Annotated in this window: 18 protein-coding genes and 3 tRNA genes; 14 read left to right on the top strand and 7 right to left on the bottom strand. The window is 36.2% G+C overall.

Annotated features, from left to right (window positions below; translation table 11 throughout):
• From ACFQO1_RS05510 to ACFQO1_RS05470, 9 genes are all read left to right on the top strand, one after another.
• Positions 1 to 708 (top strand): 16S rRNA (uracil(1498)-N(3))-methyltransferase, encoded by a 708-nt coding sequence (locus ACFQO1_RS05510; protein ID WP_380216982.1) that lies wholly within the window; start codon positions 1 to 3, stop codon positions 706 to 708.
• Positions 709 to 1,005: 297 nt separating this feature from the next.
• Positions 1,006 to 1,221, top strand: coding sequence for a hypothetical protein (locus ACFQO1_RS05505; protein WP_380216981.1), 216 nt, complete (start codon positions 1,006 to 1,008; stop codon positions 1,219 to 1,221).
• Positions 1,222 to 1,270: 49 nt separating this feature from the next.
• Positions 1,271 to 1,924, top strand: a complete 654-nt coding sequence (locus tag ACFQO1_RS05500; RefSeq protein WP_380216980.1) for a DUF4159 domain-containing protein — start codon at positions 1,271 to 1,273, stop codon at positions 1,922 to 1,924.
• The gene (locus tag ACFQO1_RS05495; protein WP_380216979.1) at positions 1,924 to 2,421 is read left to right on the top strand and encodes a TrmH family RNA methyltransferase; all 498 of its coding nucleotides are present in this window, start codon (positions 1,924 to 1,926) and stop codon (positions 2,419 to 2,421) included. The genes ACFQO1_RS05500 and ACFQO1_RS05495 overlap by 1 nt, the downstream gene beginning before the upstream one ends.
• 40 nt (positions 2,422 to 2,461) lie before the next feature.
• Positions 2,462 to 3,556 carry an AI-2E family transporter gene (locus ACFQO1_RS05490; RefSeq protein ID WP_380216978.1) on the top strand — a complete coding sequence of 365 codons (1,095 nt, stop codon included), beginning with the start codon at positions 2,462 to 2,464 and terminating at the stop codon, positions 3,554 to 3,556.
• 10 nt (positions 3,557 to 3,566) lie between these two features.
• On the top strand, positions 3,567 to 4,730 hold the full coding sequence (locus ACFQO1_RS05485; protein ID WP_380216977.1) for a THUMP-like domain-containing protein: 1,164 nt from the start codon (positions 3,567 to 3,569) through the stop codon (positions 4,728 to 4,730).
• Between the two features lie 150 nt (positions 4,731 to 4,880).
• Positions 4,881 to 4,964: transfer RNA gene (locus ACFQO1_RS05480), tRNA-Ser, on the top strand.
• Between the two features lie 55 nt (positions 4,965 to 5,019).
• Positions 5,020 to 5,094, top strand: a tRNA-Pro gene (locus tag ACFQO1_RS05475).
• Positions 5,095 to 5,144: 50 nt separating this feature from the next.
• A tRNA-Arg gene (locus tag ACFQO1_RS05470) sits at positions 5,145 to 5,218 on the top strand.
• Between the two features lie 35 nt (positions 5,219 to 5,253).
• Here ACFQO1_RS05470 and ACFQO1_RS05465 read toward each other — a convergent pair.
• Positions 5,254 to 7,299, bottom strand: coding sequence for an HD family phosphohydrolase (locus ACFQO1_RS05465; protein WP_380216976.1), 2,046 nt, complete (start codon positions 7,297 to 7,299; stop codon positions 5,254 to 5,256).
• Positions 7,300 to 7,438: 139 nt separating this feature from the next.
• On the opposite strand from ACFQO1_RS05465, the gene ACFQO1_RS05460 reads away from it, so the two are divergent.
• Together ACFQO1_RS05460 and ACFQO1_RS05455 are read left to right on the top strand one after the other, a co-directional pair.
• Positions 7,439 to 8,617, top strand: a complete 1,179-nt coding sequence (locus tag ACFQO1_RS05460) for an acetyl-CoA C-acyltransferase (protein WP_380216975.1) — start codon at positions 7,439 to 7,441, stop codon at positions 8,615 to 8,617.
• 24 nt (positions 8,618 to 8,641) lie between these two features.
• On the top strand, positions 8,642 to 9,391 hold the full coding sequence (locus ACFQO1_RS05455; RefSeq protein ID WP_380216974.1) for a C40 family peptidase: 750 nt from the start codon (positions 8,642 to 8,644) through the stop codon (positions 9,389 to 9,391).
• A 47-nt stretch (positions 9,392 to 9,438) separates the two neighbouring features.
• On the opposite strand, the gene ACFQO1_RS05450 is transcribed toward ACFQO1_RS05455, so the two are convergent.
• Both ACFQO1_RS05450 and gyrA read right to left on the bottom strand, forming a co-directional pair.
• A complete protein-coding gene (locus ACFQO1_RS05450; protein ID WP_380216973.1) occupies positions 9,439 to 10,695 on the bottom strand; it encodes a tetratricopeptide repeat protein in 1,257 nt (418 codons plus the stop codon).
• A 15-nt stretch (positions 10,696 to 10,710) separates the two neighbouring features.
• The gene (gene gyrA / locus ACFQO1_RS05445) at positions 10,711 to 13,239 is read right to left on the bottom strand and encodes a DNA gyrase subunit A (protein WP_380216972.1); all 2,529 of its coding nucleotides are present in this window, start codon (positions 13,237 to 13,239) and stop codon (positions 10,711 to 10,713) included.
• A gap of 259 nt (positions 13,240 to 13,498) precedes the next feature.
• Here gyrA and ACFQO1_RS05440 point away from each other — a divergent pair, with 259 nt between their 5' ends.
• Positions 13,499 to 16,051, top strand: coding sequence for an ATP-dependent Clp protease ATP-binding subunit (locus ACFQO1_RS05440; RefSeq protein WP_380216971.1), 2,553 nt, complete (start codon positions 13,499 to 13,501; stop codon positions 16,049 to 16,051).
• 103 nt (positions 16,052 to 16,154) lie between these two features.
• On the opposite strand, the gene yajC is transcribed toward ACFQO1_RS05440, so the two are convergent.
• From yajC to ACFQO1_RS05420, 4 genes are all read right to left on the bottom strand, one after another.
• Positions 16,155 to 16,448 (bottom strand): preprotein translocase subunit YajC, encoded by a 294-nt coding sequence (gene yajC, locus ACFQO1_RS05435; RefSeq protein WP_380216970.1) that lies wholly within the window; start codon positions 16,446 to 16,448, stop codon positions 16,155 to 16,157.
• Between the two features lie 24 nt (positions 16,449 to 16,472).
• Positions 16,473 to 16,949 carry a DUF1573 domain-containing protein gene (locus tag ACFQO1_RS05430; RefSeq protein WP_380216969.1) on the bottom strand — a complete coding sequence of 159 codons (477 nt, stop codon included), beginning with the start codon at positions 16,947 to 16,949 and terminating at the stop codon, positions 16,473 to 16,475.
• A gap of 53 nt (positions 16,950 to 17,002) precedes the next feature.
• A complete protein-coding gene (gene nusB, locus ACFQO1_RS05425) occupies positions 17,003 to 17,947 on the bottom strand; it encodes a transcription antitermination factor NusB (protein WP_380216968.1) in 945 nt (314 codons plus the stop codon).
• Positions 17,948 to 18,027: 80 nt separating this feature from the next.
• Entirely contained in the window at positions 18,028 to 19,125 is a 1,098-nt protein-coding gene (locus ACFQO1_RS05420; protein ID WP_380216967.1) for a Glu/Leu/Phe/Val family dehydrogenase, read from the bottom strand.
• 116 nt (positions 19,126 to 19,241) lie between these two features.
• Here ACFQO1_RS05420 and ACFQO1_RS05415 point away from each other — a divergent pair, with 116 nt between their 5' ends.
• Together ACFQO1_RS05415 and ACFQO1_RS05410 are read left to right on the top strand one after the other, a co-directional pair.
• The gene (locus ACFQO1_RS05415) at positions 19,242 to 20,996 is read left to right on the top strand and encodes an ABC transporter ATP-binding protein (protein ID WP_380216966.1); all 1,755 of its coding nucleotides are present in this window, start codon (positions 19,242 to 19,244) and stop codon (positions 20,994 to 20,996) included.
• Positions 20,997 to 21,064: 68 nt separating this feature from the next.
• Positions 21,065 to 21,463, top strand: a complete 399-nt coding sequence (locus ACFQO1_RS05410) for a PUR family DNA/RNA-binding protein (RefSeq protein ID WP_380216965.1) — start codon at positions 21,065 to 21,067, stop codon at positions 21,461 to 21,463.
• The last annotated feature ends 105 nt before the right edge of the window (positions 21,464 to 21,568 follow it).

Here is a 21,568-nt window from a genome sequence, read left to right as displayed (position 1 = left end):
ATGCAGCTTTTTTATAATCCTAATCTTACTGAAGGTGATTCGGAGATTTCATTCGAAAAGGATGAGAGCAGGCATATGGTAAAAGTACTTCGGAAGAATGTAGGAGATACTTTACACCTCACCAATGGGAAAGGATACTTTTTTGAAGCAACTTTAATAAGTACAAATCCTAAACAATGCATTGCGCAAATCAATAGTTTTAAAAAAGAAAAACCACTTCCCTATTCGCTACATTTGGCTGTGGCACCTACCAAATTAAATGACCGCTTTGAATGGTTCTTAGAAAAAGCGACCGAAATTGGTGTTTCAGAAATTACTCCTATTATCTGCGATCATAGCGAACGAAAGGTCATTAAACCCGAACGCTATGAAAAAATAATCATTAGTGCGGCAAAACAATCATTAAAAGCCTATATGCCAAAATTGAATGACGCTATTTCCTTTTCCGAATTTCTCACTACTAGTCAATTAAGCGAACTAAACTGTATAGCGCATTGTGAAGAAATCAAAAAACAATCTTTAAAGAATATTGTAAAACCTTCTCAGGATATTTTATTGCTTATAGGTCCGGAAGGTGATTTTTCTGTTAGAGAAATTGAAGAAGCTATACAATCTGGTTTTATTCCAGTCACCTTAGGTGTAAGCCGGCTTAGAACAGAAACAGCAGCAATTGTTGCCTGCCACAGCGTTGCATTTATTAACGAATAAATCTTAACATAACTAGTAGTGAAACTTCATTATTAAGATTTTTCCTACATATTTATTACGTTCATCTGAGTAAAATTGACTTTTAACGAAAATATTACTTCAAAATAAATAAAATTTACCTCAAAACCCAATATTCTTATATTCAAAAGGTTACACATATTTCATATATACAATTTTACACTTAATCGATAAAAAATAACCTATAATCGATATAATTATTGAATTTTAACATTTAAAGTATAAGAAATTCTATTTATAGCATTAGATTGCACATTCCAAATCAAATTATTACATATTATGTCCCCAGCAAAAAAGTATACTAAAGACAGCCTACGTCTTGCAAGTACTGACAGAAATACTGCTGTTGAATTAGAGAATGAATCATTACATATAGGTTCAGGGTATCATCCTTTACAAGTGATTCATAATTCACATACAACTCCAATAGAAGTTTATAATGACTGGATGTCATTTTCTTCAAACTACATCAACGGTATGTACAATAAAATTTAAAGCACCAAAGTTAGAATTCTATACAACCATATTTGTATTTTTGAATTCTATGAGGCTTTTTTCAATTCTTTTCGTTTTTACCATTTTTGTGAGTATCCCAGCTAACTCGAATGCGCAAGAAATTGCCGTGTTACAGTATAGTGGTGGTGGCGATTGGTATAGTAACCCTACCGCACTCAACAACTTAATCTCGTTTTGTAATCAGCAGGTAAATACGTCGATAAATCCTAAACCAGAAACGGTCACCCCAACAAGCGTAGAATTATTTTCCTATCCTTTTATTCACATGACTGGTCATGGAAATGTTTTCTTTTCTGCCGAAGAAGCTCTAAATCTTCGTGCCTATCTTAGTAGTGGTGGTTTTTTGCATATAGACGATAACTACGGAATGGATCAATATGTAAGAAAAGAACTGGTCAAAATTTTTCCAGAATTAGAATTAAAAGAGTTGCCTGGGAATCATCCAATTTTTAATTACCAATTTAAATTTCCAGACGGACTTCCAAAAATTCATGAACACGACAACTCTCGCCCACAGGCATTTGGCTATACATTTGAAGGCCGGTTAGTATTATTGTATACGCTTGAAAGTGATCTAGGAGATGGCTGGGAAAATCCCGAAATTCATAATGATCCAGAAGAAGTACGATTAAAAGCGTTACGTATGGGTGCCAATATTGTAACCTATGCATTCGAAAATTAGTGGCTACTCAACATTCACATCATAGCACACCTTTTTCGAAACAACGCAAAGATCTCATTTTACTTTGCGATGGAATCCAAAGTCCTGCAAATATTGGCGCATTGTTTCGACTTTCAGATGCATTAGGAGTTGCCAAAATAATCTTCTGTAACACTACGATAGATTTTACTTCAAATCGGTTGCTACGAACTGCAAGAAATACAGTTTCAAAAGTTCCACACCTGGTTTCTGAAAAGACTACACTTTCAGAATTAGAAGCATTAAAAACTGTAGGATATACTACCATAGCATTAGAATTAACCGATCAAAGCACTCCTTTAAAAGAATTTTCAGCAAAAACTAAAAAAATCGCTCTTGTCATTGGAAATGAACGTCATGGTGTTTCAAAAGATGTTTTACTTAACGTGGATCAAAGTATCTATATTGAAATGTTTGGAGAAAATAGCAGTATGAATGTTGCACAGGCTACCGCTATTGCTCTTTATGCGTTAACATAAAATTGAGAATTACCAATAGACATTATAGTATATTTACGGTATGAAAATAGCTTCTAAGAAGATTGCATACGGGATATTGAAAGCAGTAGGTGTTTTAGCTGCTATTATAATTCTATTATGGTTTTTATACCAAATCCAATCGCTTATTCTCTATATAGGAATCGCTGCTGTAGTATCTTTAATAGGGCGTCCAGTCGTTTTATTTTTAAAAAGAAGATTAAAATTTTCAAATACCGTAGCTTCAATTTTCACACTATTAATTGTGATTACCAGTGTTTTAATTTTATTCTGGGTATTTATCCCCGTGATCATTGAACAAAGCAGAAGCATTGCCAATATTGACTTTGAGCTTGTAAAAAGTGACATTAATGAATTGTCCATTCAGGCTTCAGATTATCTTGGGGTAGAACAAATTGATATCTTTGAAGCAATTAAGCGAACCGATTATATTCAAAATTTTGACATGGAGGTCATCCCCAGCTTTGTGGAGATTTTCTTCGGAAACATTGGTAGTGTCGTTGTTGGTTTGTTCGCAGTCTTTTTTATTTCATTTTTCCTTTTAAAAGAAGAAAAACTGGTACAGAACACCATTACCGTCTTTGCAAAACCTGGTCGTGAGGATCGTTTTATAAGTGTGCTTACAAAAACCAAAGAATTACTTTCAAGGTACTTTATAGGATTGGTTCTTCAGATTATGATTCTCACATTGGCTTATATGGTAATTCTACTGTATTTTGATATCGAAAATGCCATCGCCATTGCTCTTATTTGCGCTTTTTTAAATATTGTCCCTTATCTCGGGCCCCTAGTGGCCGGAGGTCTTATGTTACTCGTTGTGGTTTCAAATAATTTGGCTGCAGATTTCTCTAGCGAATTATTACCTGATCTAATTTGGGTATTTTTCTTTTACTGTCTCGCTCAGCTATTTGATAATTTGGTAAGTCAACCCGTTATCTTCGGAAAAAGTGTGCGTTCTCATCCATTAGAGATTTTTATTGTAATTCTTATTGGCGGACTGGTCTTTGGTATTGCCGGAATGATATTGGCTGTTCCTACTTACACAGCACTTAAAGTAATTGCGAAAGAATTTTTTGCTGAATATAAAATTGTAAAGCGCCTCACCAAAAATCTTTAGATCGTATTGTATGCAAAAACTACTGAAGCCAGAAGTCCAGCAATTTATACGCACGTATTCTGAAGACCTTTCAAAATTAGCTTTTTCAGGAAGTCCTTTTAAAGATATTATCGTTCAGGAACTCTTGCAACAGATTGAAAGCCGAAGAAAGGCAGAAAAAAAATTGCCTACTTGGTTTACTTCGGAAGCTATTCTTTATCCGCCAAAATTAAATCTAGAGCAGACTTCTTCCGAAGCCACCGCAACTTACAAAGCGTCCATCGTTTCAGGAGAACGTATTGCAGACCTAACTGGCGGTTTCGGCATCGATTCATATTTCTTTGCTACGGCCTTCAAAACAGTAGCTTATTATGAAGTAAACAAGGCGCTTTCAGAAATCGCAAAACATAACTTTCAACTTCTCAATCGTAAAAATATATCGGTGGCTCATGCAGACGGCGTAGAGGCTATTAAAAACAAAAAATACGATGTCATATATTTGGATCCGTCGAGACGCAATGAATCAAAAGGGAAAGTATTTTTTCTATCTGATTGTGAACCTAACGTACCTGAATATTTAAATACGTTTTTTGAGAGTGCTCCTACCCTACTTATCAAAACTTCACCTATGCTAGATATCGCTGTGGGACTTTCAGAATTACAGCATGTCTGTCAAATTCATATTGTCGCCTTGAACAATGAAGTAAAAGAAGTGGTATGGCTTCTGAAAAAGAACCCTTCAAAACCTACTCTGGTGAAGACAATAAATCTTAAAAACAATTCAGAAGAAAAATTTGAGTTTCCCTTAGGAACTATTTCTGAAGCGGTTTATGACAAACCCAGTCGCTTCCTCTACGAACCTAATGCTGCTATACTAAAGAGTGGTGCCTTTGACCAACTTTCTGAAGCATTTAAAATAAGAAAGCTTCATAAGCATTCACATCTATATACCAGTGACTCACTACGAGATTTTCCAGGACGAAGGTTTGTTATTAAGAATGTCGTTCCCTATTCAAAAAAAGAAATGAAGGCTGCATTAATTTTTAAAAAAGCAAATATAACGACACGTAATTTTCCTGTGGATGTTTCAACTCTTCGGAAAAAATGGAAACTAAATGACGGAGGCGATAGGTTTCTATTCTTTACAACTCTTGAAGATGAAAAAAAAGCAATGCTAATCTGTGAGAAAATTTAAATGGGTAACCCATTGAGGTTGTTTCTCCTATCTTTATTTATAAAACATACTTTTTATTTACGATAAAAAACATGCTTTTTGCTTGTTATATTTGTATGGTTAAACTACATTTGCAACCGCTTTTAAATAGCGAAAGTTCTTATAACTTAAGGAGAGGTGCCAGAGTGGTAATGGAGCAGATTGCTAATCTGTCAACGGGTAACCGTTGCCGGGGTTCGAATCCCCGTCTCTCCGCAATTTTTATTAATGTTTTTATAGCATTTAAAAATTGAACTTTAGTAAGTTTATTCGGGGTATAGCGTAGCCCGGTTATCGCGCCTGCTTTGGGAGCAGGAGGTCGCAAGTTCGAATCTTGCTACCCCGACAAAAAAAACCGAACGCCATGTTCGGTTTTTTTATAAACTTATTTTATTGGGTCGCATAGCTCAGCTGGATAGAGCACCTGCCTTCTAAGCAGGCGGTCCCAGGTTCGAATCCTGGTGCGATCACATGAATCCTCAATCAATGATTGGGGATTTTTTGTTTATTCAGGATATTCTACACGCAAATGGTAGATATTGTTCAGTTTCTTTTTCAATACTTTCTTAATAATTTGAATCTCCTTAAACGTAATATTTGCATTTAGGAATTGGCCCTGCTCCATTTGTCCGTCTACAATTTTTTCTACAAACGCATCAATTTTCGTTGAAGTAGGCTCTTTCAAACTCTTGCTCGCTGCCTCTACGCTGTCTGCCATCATTAAGATTGCTGTCTCTTTAGAAAAGGGAATGGGACCAGGATATTGAAAATCTTCCAATTTTGCCTCACCGTTTAATTCTTGTTCTTTTTTATAAAAATAATACACGACACTTGTCCCGTGATGCGTTCTAATAAAATCTATTACTCTATCTGGAAGGTTATTTTTTCTGGCAATCTCAATTCCATTGATAACATGACCAATAATGATACGCGCACTTTCGGTAGGTTCTAATTCGTTATGAGTGTTCACAGAATTCACCTGATTTTCTGTAAAATTGGTTGGATTGATCATTTTGCCTATATCGTGGTACAATGCTCCTACTCGTACTAACATAGAATTGGCACCAATTTCATTGGCAGCAGCTTCCGCTAAATTCGCCACATTTAAAGAGTGGTGAAACGTCCCAGGCGCCTTGTTTGAAAGTTCTTTCAGCAATTTTGAATTCGTATCACTCAATTCTAACAAAGAAACATCAGACACCAAACCAAAAATTTTCTCATAAAAGTAAATCAGAGGATGTGCAAAAAGTGTAGCAAGACCAGCCAACACAAAATAGCCTAAGGTTTGCCATTCTAAAGAAATTATACTTCCTTCTTGGATTAAGAAAAAGGCAAAATATCCTACGATATAAACCAAAGTGATTTGCCCTACCGAAATAAATAAATTAGCACGACGGTACAACTCAGAAACGGTTAAGATGGTTACAATACCAGCAATGGTCTGTAAAAAGAGAAATTCAAAACTATTAGGTACAATAAATCCTAAAAGCAAAACAGTAAGCACATGAACAAACAAACCAAGTCTAGGGTCGAAAAAGGCTTTTAGAATCAGCGGTAAAATACATAAAGGCACAACATAAACATATACTGCATCCCACTTCACAACAATAGTCGTGAGCAATACCATTAGTATAACATTAAAGAAAATAAAAGTAACCTTTGTGTTATTTTCAAAAATGCGAGGTCGGTACTTATGTAAAAATAAATACAGCATTAAAAAAACAAGAGAGACTAAAATGGAATAACCAACAAGAAGCCAATTGTAATTAGAGTTGCTCCATACCTGCGACTGATATTCATTTCTAAGTGAGTTTAGTATCTGAAAGGTATCACCTTCTACTACTTCCCCTTTTGCGATGATTCGAGCACCCTTCTCAATAATTCCGCGGTTAGGGTTAATAGCTTCAATTTCGGCATTGATTGCTTCTTCAGTCAGATCTGCATTTAAAGCTATGTTAGGCTGTACCGTCCTATTTAGTAACTGAGTTAACAGTAGGGTGGCATCGTCAATACCTTCAGCCTTAGAAGTAGTTGCTATAAAATTTTCTAAATCATTTTTTCTGAAAAGCTGCCCGTAATTAATCTCTTCAAGTTCATTCCCGTTTTTTAGATATACTAATTTGTCTTTGGGATATCCATTAATTTCGTCTATTACCCCGTTCTTATATATTTCTGAAAGTATGTTGTTTCCAACTCTGGCTACTGAAGCCTTGGAACTTTTATAAAGGGAATCACTATAAGATTCTTCAAAAAAATCTTTAAACTGAAGCTTACTAGCTTCAGCAATAGAAATGTCCTTATCAAAAAATGGAATACTATTCGCTCTTACAGATTCCTTTTCATTTTCAAGAGTTTCGGTATCTTTTTTAATAGTAAAACTAAAATCGGCATATAGGTTCTCATACTGCCATGGTTTCCCTTTCTGAAAATCATATTTAAATTGCCCTCCTTTCGGTAAGAGATAAATCACTAAAAATGTGGAAAGTAAGAATAGAAATACTTTGTAAATCAGTGACTGATTTTTAGTGATAAGTGAGAAAAAATTCTTCATTCAGTTCTATTGGAGTAGTAAAGGTATAAATAAGACTTCATTAATCCCAAAACCGAAGATGATAGATTGAAAAATCGTTTTATAATATGTAAATTTGTGGTTCATTTGATTTAATAAAATTCAGAAAATATATTCTATAATGAGTAAAAAAGTTGTCATCGTATCTGCTGTAAGAACCCCTATTGGAAGCTTTATGGGTAGTTTATCATCGTTAACTGCTGTCCAGTTAGGTACTGCGGCAATTAAGGGTGCTTTATCTAAAATACATCTAGATCCTGCGGAAGTTCAGGAAGTATATATGGGAAATGTGGTACAGGCTGGTGTAGGTCAGGCCCCTGCAAGGCAAGCAGCGATGCATGCTGGTATTCCAAATACAGTTCCATGTACGACTGTAAATAAAGTTTGTGCATCTGGTATGAAAGCCATGATGAATGCCGCGCAGGCTATTGCATTAGGAGATGCCGAAGTGGTTGTCGCTGGAGGTATGGAAAGCATGAGTAACATTCCGCATTATGTTCATTTACGCAACGGCCACAAATTTGGACCTCAAACCCTAATAGATGGTATGCAAAAAGACGGTCTGGTAGATGCCTACGATCAAAATGCCATGGGAGTTTGCGCAGATGCTTGTGCTACAAAATATAATTTCTCCAGAGAAGAGCAAGATGCTTTTGCCATAGAATCGTACAACCGCTCTGCAAAAGCGTGGAGTGAAGGGAACTTTGCCGATGAAGTAATACCTGTAGAAGTACCACAAAGAAGAGGTGAGCCTGTTATTGTTTCTGAAGATGAAGAATATAAAAACGTACGTATGGATAAAATTCCAACACTACGTGCTGCCTTTAGTAAAGATGGAACGGTCACTGCTGCAAACGCTTCAACGATTAACGATGGTGCTGGTGCAGTTGTTTTAATGAGTGAGGAAAAAGCAAAAGCGCTTGGATTGACTCCTTTAGCTACTATTACTGGCTATGCAGATGCTGCTCACGAACCAGAATGGTTCACTACAGCCCCTTCAAAAGCGTTACCAAAAGCTTTAGCAAAAGCAGGAATTCAAAAGGATGATGTAGATTATTTTGAATTTAATGAGGCCTTCTCGGTAGTTGGCTTAGCGAACATGAAAATTTTAGGTCTCGATAGCAGCAATGTTAATATTAATGGTGGTGCTGTTTCTTTAGGACATCCATTAGGATGCAGTGGAGTACGTATCGTTATCACTTTATTGAATATTTTAAAACAAAAAGACGCCAAAATTGGTGCCGCAGCGATTTGCAATGGTGGTGGTGGCGCCTCTGCAATGGTTATAGAAAGAAACTAATACAAATACCTAGCCTCTACCCGGATGAAATACGGTATTTGTCATCTTAGTATAGTTCCTCTTAGATTTGAAGCCAGTGACACAAGTGAATTGGTTTCACAGATTTTGTATGGGGAATTGTTTAAAGTATTAGAACAGCGAAAAAAATGGAGTCGGATACGCCTTGAATTTGACCGATACGAAGGCTGGATAGATAACAAACAATTTCTTTTAATCAATGAAGAGGACTATGTTTCAGAAAAAAATAGACCTACTCAACTTTCAGCAGACTTGGTAGAAGTTGTTTCAGACAAAAACAAACACCTACTTTCCATACCGCTAGGAAGTACTGTAAGTGCAACGACCTACTTGAAGCATACCTTTGAAGGTAAAACAGTTTCAGGAGTGCTTCAGAAAGAAAAACTAATTGAAACTGCGCTATTATATTTAAATGCACCCTATTTGTGGGGTGGCAAAACACCGTTTGGAATTGATTGTAGCGGTTTTACTCAAATGGTATACAAAATTAACGGATATAAATTACTTCGAGATGCGAGTATGCAAGCAGGACAAGGGGAAGCATTGAGCTTTATTGAGGAAAGTGAACCCGGAGATCTTGCTTTTTTTGACAATACAGAAGGAGCCATCACACATGTGGGAATTATTATGAAAGATAACTATATCATTCATGCACATGGTCATGTACGCATTGATCGTTTGGATCATTCAGGAATTTTCAATTATGACAAACGAGAACATACACATAAACTACGAGTCATTAAACGCATCATATAAAAAAGCCTCAAATAAATTTGAGGCTTTTTTTATATAATACTATTTATCTATTGTTGCATTTTATCAAGTTTCGCTTTCATAGCATCTTTCTTGGCGTCCTCTCCTAATTGGCTGTAAATATTAACAAGAGTTTTTACAAGTCCAACATTATCTTCTTCAATGACGACTGCTTTTTCAAAGTGGGCAGCCACTTCTCTATAGAGTGCTTCACGCTCAGCCTTAAGTTCATCATAACGAGCATTGTCTGCTCTTGAAGTTCCTAGACCGTTCATTTCTTCAACAATTGAAGCTTCTTTCTCAAGTTTTAGAGCTCCTAAATTTATTAAAGCTCCTGCATAATCCGGTTTTAATTCAATAGCTCTTTCATAATATTCCATAGCTTTTTCTTTTTCTCCCAGCTCTGAAGCTGCAATACCAAGACTAAAGTGTATATCAGGATTATTAGGATCTGTAGCAATGATTTCATTCATCAATGAATTGTATCGTTGCATGTCACCCATTCTATAAGCCATGTCAGCATCTGCTCTCAATAGACCTGTATCTTCTGGGTTTTCTGCTCTTGCAGATTTAATTAATTCTGAAGCTTTATCGTCTTCCCCTTTTTCTATGTAAATCAGGGTAATATTTCTAAGAACCTCTCCTCTTTTAGAATCTGTTTTTCGAATGGAAGGGTTTGAGTACTCTCCAGATTTTACAATTAAATCTCTTTCTCCAATAGATCCAAAAGTTTCAATCTCACCAGTAGTTTTATTGGTTGCTATATATTCTTTTTTGATATCCGTAAATCCTAAATCATTAAGCATTTTATAATACGTTAATGCAGTATCATAGTCTTCATTATTAATAGCGTTACCAGCTGCGTAATATAAATCTGAAGTGTCTTTTTTGCTTATAGTATAACTAGTATACAGTTTATCTGATGCCATTTTATAGTTATTCGCATTTTGATCTTTGATAGCACTATTTACTAGTGCTGCGCGAAGTTCAAGTGTAATAGCTTCAATTTCATTAAATAAGCTTGGGTCAGTTTCTTTCGCTTTCACTAACGCATCTGCTGCCATTTTTAATTTTGAAAAGTCATTACCAGCAGAACCTGATAATGCTTCAGCTTTTGTAATATAATACAATCCTTTGGTTTCTTCATCTGCAGAGCCCAATAAGCCTTCTGCTTCTGATAAAAGGGATAATGCAGCAGCATAATCTTTTGATTTTACTTCTTTTGCAGCTTTTTTAACTTCTTTCTTTTGTCCAAAAGACACTGCAGTAATTAATGCAATTGCTACAGTTACTATTTGTTTTTTCATGTTGTAGTAATTAAGTTATTCGTTATTATCGGTTTGTGTTTCATTAGTATCAAGAGGTGTGCCATTGTCATTTGCTTCTATTATATCCTCTTCATTTACTTCGTCTTCATCATGCATTACTTTGGCGACTGCCGCAATGGAATCGTCTGCTCTAACTTTAATAAGACGAACTCCCTGAGTAGCTCTTCCCATAACACGTAAATCTGCGACTTCCATTCGAATGGCAATTCCAGACTTATTGATAATCATAAGATCATCTGCATCTGTTACATTCTTGATGGCCACTAATTTACCAGTTTTTTCAGTAACATTTATGGTTTTAACACCTTTTCCTCCACGATTTGTAATTCTATAATCCTCTATGCTAGATCGTTTACCGTATCCGCCTTCAGAAACTACTAAAATTTCAGATTCCTGATCGTTTATCGCGATCATTCCAACGACTTCATCTTTTTTATCGGCTAATCGAATTCCGCGTACCCCTGAGGCATTTCTGCCCATAGGACGTGTTTTTTCTTCTTCAAAGCGTATCGCTTTTCCAGATTTAACAGCTAGCATGACCTGGCTGTCACCTCTTGTTAATTTTGCTTCTAGCAGCTCATCGCCATCTTTTATAGTAATAGCATTAATCCCATTAGTTCTAGGTCGTGAATATTGTTCTAAAGGCGTCTTTTTAACCTGACCCTTCTTCGTTGCCATAATGACATAACGACTATTTACATACTCTTCATCCTTAAGGTCCTGAGTACAGATAAATGCCATCACTTTATCGTCTGGTTCCAGATTGATTAAGTTTTGAATGGCTCTCCCTTTTGAACTTTTACTTCCTTCTGGTATTTCAAAGACTCGCATCCAGAAACATTTTCCTTTTTGTGTAAAGAATAACATATACTGGTGATTGGTCCCTACAAATAAGTGTTCTAAGAAATCTTCATTTCTGGTAGCTGAAGCTTTTTGACCGACGCCTCCTCTATTTTGTGTTTTATATTCGGTAAGAGAGGTTCGTTTAATATACCCAGCATGAGAAATAGTTAGAACTACTTTTTCATCGGGTATTAAATCGGTAATACTCACGTCCCCACCAGCATATTCGATAACCGAACGACGTTCATCACCATATTTATTCTTTATTTCCTGAAGTTCTTCCTTAATAATATCCATTCGACGTTCTTTCTTATCAAGAATATCCTCGTAGTCGGCAATGGTATTCATCAACTCTTCATACTCGCTACGTAATTTGTCTTGTTCCAGTCCTGTTAACTGGCGCAATCTCATTTCGACTATAGCTTTAGCTTGTATTTCTGAAAGCTCAAACGTTTTCATTAACGTTTCTCTGGCTTCATCTGCATTTGCCGACGCTCGTATCAAACGAATTACTTCATCAATATTATCTGAAGCTATAATAAGTCCTTCTAGTATATGTGCTCTCTCCTTAGCTTTCCGAAGTAAATATTCTGTTCTACGAACTACCACTTCATGACGGTGCTCAACGAAATAATGAATCAGCTCTTTTAAATTGAGCATTTGTGGCCTCCCTTTTACCAGGGCAATATTATTGACACTAAAACTCGACTGAAGCGCTGTATACTTAAATAAAGTATTTAATACGATATTAGGAATAGCATCACGTTTTAAAATATAAACGATGCGCATACCTTTTCTATCACTCTCGTCACGAATATTCGAAATCCCTTCAATTTTCTTATCATTGACCAGATCGGCAGTCTTTTTAATCATATCTGCCTTATTCACTTGATACGGAATTTCAGAAACAATGATACATTCGCGTCCCTGTACTTCTTCAAAACTCGTTTTAGCACGCATCACTACACGACCTCTTCCAGTATGAAAAGCCTCTTTAACACCGTCGTATCCATAAATCACACCACCTGTAGGAAAATCTGGCGCTTTTACGTGCTGCATCAATTCGTCAATCTCAATATCATTATTATCGATATACGCCATGGTACCGTCGATAACTTCAGATAAGTTATGAGGAGGCATATTGGTTGCCATACCTACTGCAATTCCTGAAGCTCCATTAATAAGAAGGCCTGGGACACGGGTGGGTAAAACGGTGGGTTCTTGAAGAGTATCATCAAAATTTAATTGATGATCAACTGTTTCCTTATCAATATCTGCCAGCATGTCTTCAGAGATCTTCTGCATTCTAGCTTCTGTATAACGCATCGCTGCCGGACTATCACCGTCAATGGATCCAAAGTTACCCTGACCATCGACCAATAAGTACCGTAAACTCCATTCTTGAGCCATACGTACCATAGCATCGTAAACACTGGTGTCTCCATGTGGGTGATATTTACCCAGCACCTCTCCTACAATTCTTGCTGATTTTTTATGGGCACCTGTAGCTCTAATACCTAATTCATGCATTCCGAAAAGCACACGCCTGTGAACGGGCTTCATACCATCTCTTACATCTGGTAAGGCACGTGACACAATTACAGACATCGAATAATCGATATATGCAGATTTCATTTCATCTTCAATGTTGATTGGAATCAATTTTTCACCTTCAGCCATATACTATTTTGTTAATTTTATTAGTTATACTCTAATGAAGCAAGATACACTATTTTGAGGGTTTACCGAAGATTTAAGACGACGGTTATTCACGATTTTATTAACAAATTTTAACCATTTTTACTTAATAACTATTAAGCTATCTCCTTTGATATCAAGTGGTTTTTTTGTCCTTTTACTTATAGGTTTAAAATAGAGGTACAATTTTTGACCATTAGTTAGTAATTTTAGTATTTTTAGAAGATAGGAATTTAGATATATGGATGATAATTTTTCCCCAAGAGTTAAAGATGTAATTGCTTACAGCAAAGAAGAGGCTTTACGTTTAGGTCATGATTTCATTGGTACCGAACATTTAATGTTAGGTCTTTTGCGTGATGGAAACGGCAAAGCAGTCACTATTCTGAACGCACTCGATATCGATTTAACTCAATTACGAAGAAAAGTAGAAATTTTAAGTCCCGCCAATCCAGCTGCAGGGACTAATGAAAATGATAAAAAAAACCTTCACTTAACCCGTCAGGCAGAAAGAGCTTTAAAAACAACTTTCCTAGAAGCAAAGTTATTTCAGAGTTCTTCGATTAATACTGCTCACTTATTGTTGTGCATTTTAAGAAATGAGAATGATCCCACGACAAAATTATTGAATAAATTAAAAGTAGATTATGACGGTGTGAAAGATCAATTTAAACTTATGATTACAAACGATGATGATTATATAGAGTCCCCAACCAGCGAGTCGTTTCCAGAAGACAATGACGATTCTACTCAAGAAGAAGAAAGTAAAGATTTATTTGCCGGCGGAAACAACAAAGGGAGCAAAAAGTCTAAAACACCTGTTTTAGATAACTTCGGAAGGGACCTTACTGCTCAGGCACTCGAAGGAAAATTAGATCCTGTAGTGGGAAGAGAAGCCGAAATACAGCGTGTTTCACAGATATTAAGTCGCAGAAAAAAGAACAATCCCTTACTTATTGGAGAACCTGGCGTTGGAAAATCTGCCATAGCCGAAGGGTTAGCGCTACGAATTACACAGCGTAAAGTATCGAGAATTCTATACGATAAACGTGTTGTAACACTTGATCTTGCCAGCTTAGTTGCAGGAACAAAATACCGCGGACAGTTTGAAGAGCGTATGAAAGCCGTCATGAACGAGCTTGAAAAAAACGATGACATCATTTTGTTTATTGACGAAATCCATACCATTGTAGGTGCGGGTGGCGCCACAGGATCACTAGATGCTTCAAATATGTTTAAGCCTGCTTTGGCTCGTGGTGAAATCCAGTGTATTGGTGCTACTACCTTAGACGAATACAGGCAATATATTGAAAAAGACGGCGCATTAGAACGTCGTTTTCAGAAGGTATTGGTCGAACCCACTTCAGTTGAAGAGACCATTGAAATTCTTCAGAATATAAAAGATAAATACGAATCACATCACAATGTAACGTATACAGATGATGCATTAGAAGCCTGTGTGAAATTGACCAATAGATATATGACCGAGCGTTTTCTTCCAGACAAAGCTATCGATGCTTTGGACGAAGCAGGATCTCGCGTCCACATTACGAACATCAATGTGCCCGATAAGATATTAAATATTGAGGCCAAGCTTGAAGAAGTACGGGAATTAAAGAATTCTGTTGTTAAAAAGCAGAAATATGAAGAGGCTGCAAAGCTTCGTGATGATGAAAAAAATCTTGAAAAAGAATTAGCTACCGAGCAGGAAGCCTGGGAAACTAATTCAAAATTACATAGAGAAACAGTAGATGAAGAGAATGTTGCCGAAGTTGTTTCAATGATGACAGGTGTTCCTGTAAATAGAATTGCACAAACTGAAAGCAATAAACTGGCAGAATTACCTCAATTAATTAAAGGGAAAGTAATTGGTCAAGATGAAGCCGTGGCCAAAGTAGTAAAAGCTATTCAACGAAATCGTGCTGGATTAAAAGATCCTAATAAGCCTATTGGTTCCTTTATTTTCCTCGGTCAAACGGGAGTGGGAAAAACACAACTTGCAAAAGTACTCGCCCGTGAACTGTTTGATTCTGAAAATGCATTGGTTCGTATTGATATGAGCGAATACATGGAGAAATTTGCAATCTCACGTCTTGTAGGAGCTCCTCCTGGATATGTTGGGTATGAAGAAGGCGGACAGTTAACCGAAAAAATAAGGAGAAAGCCTTATGCGGTGGTACTGCTGGATGAAATAGAAAAAGCACACCCAGATGTCTTTAATATGTTGCTTCAGGTATTAGATGATGGTCATTTAACTGATAGCTTAGGTCGTAAAATCGATTTTAGAAATACGATAATCATCATGACTTCAAATATTGGCGCTCGAAAACTAAAAGACTTTGGGCAAGGAGTTGGTTTCGGAACTACGGCAAGAGCAAGTCAGGCAGATGCTACCTCAAAAAGTATCATCGAGAATGCCTTGAAAAAAGCTTTCGCACCAGAATTCCTTAACCGTGTGGATGATGTCATGGTATTTAATGCGCTTGAAAAAGAAGACATTCATAAGATCATTGACATTGAATTAGAAAAGTTATTCGAGAGAATAACCGATTTAGGATATACCTTAAAGCTCTCTGAAAAAGCTAAGGATTATATTGCAGATAAAGGATTTGATAAAGACTATGGTGCGAGACCTCTTAAGCGAGCAATTCAAAAATATATTGAGGATGCGCTTGCCGAGGAGATTATCAACTCAAACCTCAAGGAAGGGGATACCATTGCTATGGATCTTGATGAAAAATCAAATGAGTTATCTATTAAAATCAAAAAACAGAAAAAGCCTACAGAGTCGTAGGCTTTTCTATCATCTTTATAAAAAGTCAGATTTAAAAAGACACCAATAAAAAATCCCGCAACGTTGCGGGATTTTTTATTCTATAATTAGAGTGTGCTTTATACTATTTTTTTTCGATAAGCTTATTGGTATTCAACTTTGCACTCATCTCCATTGAGAGAGCAGAACGTTCAAACTTCATCTTACCTGCCATAGTTTCAAGAACACAAGTTCCATCGTCATTAAGGTTTAAAATTTTACCGTGTAAGCCGCTTTTTGTAACAACTTTATCACCAGTTTTAATTTCACTAGCAAACTTTTTTTCTTGCTTTTGCTTTTTCATTTGCGGACGTATTAAAAATAAATACATCACAAAAAACAATAAAATAATAGGTAAAAAACCTTGTATTTGCTCCATAACGATCGGGGATAGTTCTATTTATTATGAGTTTGCTTTTACTGAGCTAGTTCCAGCGTCTTTAGGATTTACAAAAGCTTTAATTTTAATTAATTCTTTTCCTCCTTTTGTATTTGCTGTTACAGTAACTGTTTTACTAACTTGGTTTTTACCACTACCATTAAACTTTACCAAAAGTTCCCCTTTACCTCCAGGAGCAATTGCTTCTTTAGGAAAAGAAGGTACGGTACAACCACAGCTACTTTTAGCATCAACGATAACAAGTGGAGCTTCTCCTGTATTGGTGAAAGTAAATAAGTGCTCTACATTAGTTCCTTGTTCGATGGTTCCAAAATCGTGTTCGATCTCGTCAAATGTCATTACAGGAAATTCGGTTACTTGTGCATCACGATCTGCCGCAGCAGCTACATTAGTTTCACTAACTTTGTCTGCAGCATTATCTTTACAAGATGTAAATGCGAAAGCAACTGCCACAGCAACTAATAAAATTGATTTTTTCATAGGATAAATATATTTGTTTTTAAGCGGTGGTAAAAGTAGTTATTTTTTTAGTTTTATCGAAGTCCGCGACCAATTTTCTTTAATTTACTATTTTCTTCAAATTCTTTTACCAGTTTATCTAAAATACCGTTGATAAAAATACTACTCTTTGGTGTAGAATATTCTTTTGAGATTTCGAGGCATTCATTGATGGTAACTCGCACAGGAATGGATGGGAAATACAAAAATTCGGCAATTCCAATTTTTAGAATAATTAAATCAAGTTCTGCGATTCGTTCTTTATCCCAATTTGGCGTTTTTCCTTCTATCTCTTCGGAAAGGTCCTCTTCTTTTAAGATAACTTTTCTAAAAAGCGTTAACGCATATTCCCTATCTTCATGATTTTTATACAACTTTGGGACCAACAGATCAGATGCATTTTTATCAGAGATTTTCCCCAAAGCCTTCATGAGCGCAGTATTAACTAACGGATAATCATCCAACCAAGTTAATCGCTTATCTTCTAGATACTCATACAATTTTTCATTTGGAGCAATAATTTCTTTATACAACTTTAGTATAAATTCTTGGTCTTCTGCGTAAGAAGTGGCTATTTTTTCTAAATATGCCTGGTACCACTCTTTTTTCCGAAGTTGTTTAAACAAAATAGTAACATACTCATCATCTTGTGCCCAATAGTCTAGTTTTTTATTCTTTATTGCTTCGGTAAAAGATGGATTGGCAGTAATAAGTTGTAATACTCTATTTTCAATAAAATTACGACTTGGATTCTTTTCTTCGGAAGTTGCTAAGTGCTTTTTTTGAGATTTTACCAGGTAATCTTCAGCCTGTCCCTGTATGGCAAGTAATAATTGTATCAGTAATAAATACAAGTCTTGCATTTGATCCATGCTATACAATAAGAATTTTTCCTGCTTTTCAATATCGGGCTGTTTACTTTGATGAAATGCATAAACAGATTGTAACACCTTAATACGAATATGTCTTCTTGTGAGCATAGTGTGTAAAGAACTTTTAAAAATAAACAGCGCACAAAATTTGTGCGCTGCAAAGATACTATTTTATCGTGTTAGAAAAATTACTTTCCGTTTTTTCTCGCCTCAATTCTTGACTGTGCAATTGAAAGTGCAGCCTGATGTGTTGTCACTTGGTTGGCTTCAGCATTTTTGAGAATCTCTAAGGTGGTATTGTAAATATTTTCTGTCTTCTCAATGATCTCCTTTTTGCCGTACTTTTCAAGTTCTGCATAGACATTTATAATTCCTCCGGCATTGATCAAAAAGTCGGGAGCATAGACAATACCTAAATCTCTAAGCATCTTGCCGTGTTTTAATTCACTTGCTAATTGATTATTCGCTGCTCCTGCAATTACTTTCGCTTTTAACTGCGGAATGGTCTCATCATTCACAGTTGCTCCAAGGGCGCAAGGTGCATAGATATCCATATCTTCTGCATACAAATTATTTCCGCCGTAAATATCAACTCCGTATTTGTCACGCACTTCTTCTAGTCGTTCCTGATTAAGATCTGCCACATATACTTTAGCTCCTTCTTCTGAAAGATGTTTCACTAGGGTTTCACCCACATTACCAATACCTTCAACATAAACTACCTTACCGTCAAGAGTATCGCTTCCAAATTTGTATTTAGCAGCAGCCTTCATTCCCATATAAACTCCATATGCGGTAATTGGAGAAGGGTTTCCGGCACCTCCTTTTTCTTCAGAAATACCTGTAACATGTGGAGTCACAGTTCGAACAAGATCCATATCTGAAGTTGTCATCCCAACATCCTCGGCTGTGATATACTTTCCGTTTAAAGAATGAACAAATTCACCAAACTTCAACATCAATTCTGGTGTTTTTTGCGTTTTAGCATCCCCAATAATGACTGCTTTTCCACCTCCAAGATTCAATCCTGTGATAGCCGATTTAAATGTCATTCCACGAGAAAGTCGTAATACATCATTTAGAGCATCCCATTCGCTATTATAATCCCACATTCTGGTTCCTCCCAGGGCAGGTCCCATTACTGTATTATGAATTCCAATTATTGCTTTTAATCCTGTATCTTTGTCATTGCAAAAAACAATTTGCTCGTGCTCGTCAAATGAAATTTGACCAAATACCGGATCTACTTTTTTTAGTTCTTTTGTGTTAACTACTTCCGTTATCATAAGCTTTTAAAATTTTTATATCCGCAAAACGGACGCGCAAAAGTAGTGTTAACTTAATGATTTCGCAATAGTGGTATAGCAAAAAAGAGAATTTGTTAATACCTCTTGAGACATATATGAAAGAGCTTCAGTACATTAACCGTTATTTTTTAAAGTATAAAGGACGCCTGCTTTTGGGGTTGATTGTCACAATTATTGCTGCAATTTTTAAACTTTTTGTTCCAATCATCATTGGAGACACTTTAAACATAGTGGAGCAGTATGTTACAGGAGAAGGAATTACACTTTCCGAAGTAAAATCTGAACTAATTAAAAACATTCTGCTCATAATAGGCACCACGCTGCTAGCAGCACTTTTCACCTTTATCATGCGACAAACAATTATTGTGGTGTCGCGCTATATTGAGTATGATCTTAAGAATGTTGTTTTTAAGCAATATGAACGCCTGTCACTAAGCTTTTACAAACAGAACCGCACAGGTGATTTAATGAGCCGAATTAGTGAGGATGTTGGAAAAGTACGTATGTATACTGGTCCGGCCATAATGTATAGTACGACAACAGTTACTTTATTTATTGTGGTAATAAGTTATATGTTCTATACAGCGCCTTTGCTTACTTTATATGCAATTTTGCCATTGCCAATTCTTTCCATCTTAGTGTACAAGCTCAGTATAGCTATTCATAAACGAAGTACGGTAGTACAACAATACCTTTCAAGTCTTACCACCTTTGCTCAGGAAAGTTTTAGTGGAATTTCTGTTATAAAGGCCTACGGAATTGAAACTCGTACCAACGATGGATTTATAGAACTTTCAGAAGGCAGTAAAGAGAAAAATATTGATCTTGCAAAAGTACAGGCGCTCTTCTTTCCTTTAATGGTGCTACTTATTGGAGTCAGTAACATTGCAGTGGTTTATGTAGGTGGGAAGCAATTTATTGATGGTTTAATTGACTTCGGAACGATTGTAGAATTCTTGATCTATGTAAATATGTTGACGTGGCCAGTAGCGATTGTAGGCTGGGTATCTTCCATGGTGCAACAAGCTGAAGCTTCTCAAAAACGAATTAACGAATTTCTAAATGAAGAACCTGCTATTCAGAATCTAGTGGCCGAAGCAACTCCCATCAAAGGAAAAATTACTTTTGAGAATTTAAGTTTTACGTATCCTGACACCAATATTACAGCGTTAAAAAATGTATCTTTTTCGGTAAACCCTGGAGAAACCCTGGCTGTTATTGGAAATACGGGTTCAGGTAAATCTACACTTTTAGAACTAATTGGCAGGCTGTACGATGTTGAACATGGCATGCTAAAACTGGATGAAGTACCTTTAAAGGATCTTAACCTAGACAGTGTACGTGGCGCCATTGGTTATGTTCCTCAAGATGCCTTCCTGTTTAGTGAAAGTATTCGAAGCAACATTAAATTTGGGAAGGAAGATGCTTCCGATAAAGATGTCATTGAAGCTGCTAAGTTGGCCGCCGTGCATAAAAATATTGTAGGCTTCAGCAAAGGGTACGATACTGTGTTGGGAGAACGTGGCATTACCTTAAGTGGCGGACAAAAACAACGTGTTTCCATTGCAAGAGCCATCATCAAGGATCCCAAGATATTATTATTTGACGATTGTCTTTCCGCAGTAGACACAGAAACCGAAGAAGAGATCTTAGGAAATCTTCATAAAATTTCACAGGATAAGACCACAATAATTGTTAGTCACAGGGTATCATCTGCGAAAAATGCCGATAAAATCATCGTGCTTGAAGATGGGCAAATCATACAACAAGGTACTCATAATGAGCTAGTAAACCAAGACGGGTACTATAAAGAATTATTCCACAAACAACTCTCTGAAAAAGAAATGTAAAATAACCTTGCGGTATTTACATTTTTTTTAGATTTTTGGGCAAACGTTAAACAAACAATACATAGATTATGAGTGATAAGTATATGGAGCAGGAAGAGATTTTTAGTAAGGTGATGCGCGCAGGAAGACGCACCTACTTTTTTGATGTAAGAGCGACCAAGGCAGGAGATTATTACCTAACAATTACCGAAAGTAAAAAATTTACCAACGACGACGGATCTTTCCATTACAAGAAACATAAAATCTATCTTTACAAAGAGGATTTTATCGAGTTTAAAGACAACTTAGGTGAAATGATACAGTATGTTATTGACGAAAAAGGAGAAGAAGTAATTAGTGAGCGTCACCAGAGTGATTACAAAAAACCAGAAGATAAGGAAGGACCTCAAAGTGCTTCTGAAGCAGGTGCAACATTAGACCAACCTGCTGAGTCAAGATTTACAGATATAGACTTTGATGATATATAACTAGTATTTCTTCGGAAAGAAAAAAACTTACATCGCTCCAACTTTGGAGCGATTTTTTTTATACTTATCTTTAGTGACTTTAAAATGCAAACTTCCTTTTAAATC

Source organism: Jejudonia soesokkakensis (genome assembly GCF_042664795.1).
Taxonomy (GTDB): domain Bacteria; phylum Bacteroidota; class Bacteroidia; order Flavobacteriales; family Flavobacteriaceae; genus Jejudonia; species Jejudonia soesokkakensis.
The sequence above is the reverse complement of the archived record's forward strand: the minus strand, read 5'-3'. Positions and strand labels throughout refer to the sequence as shown.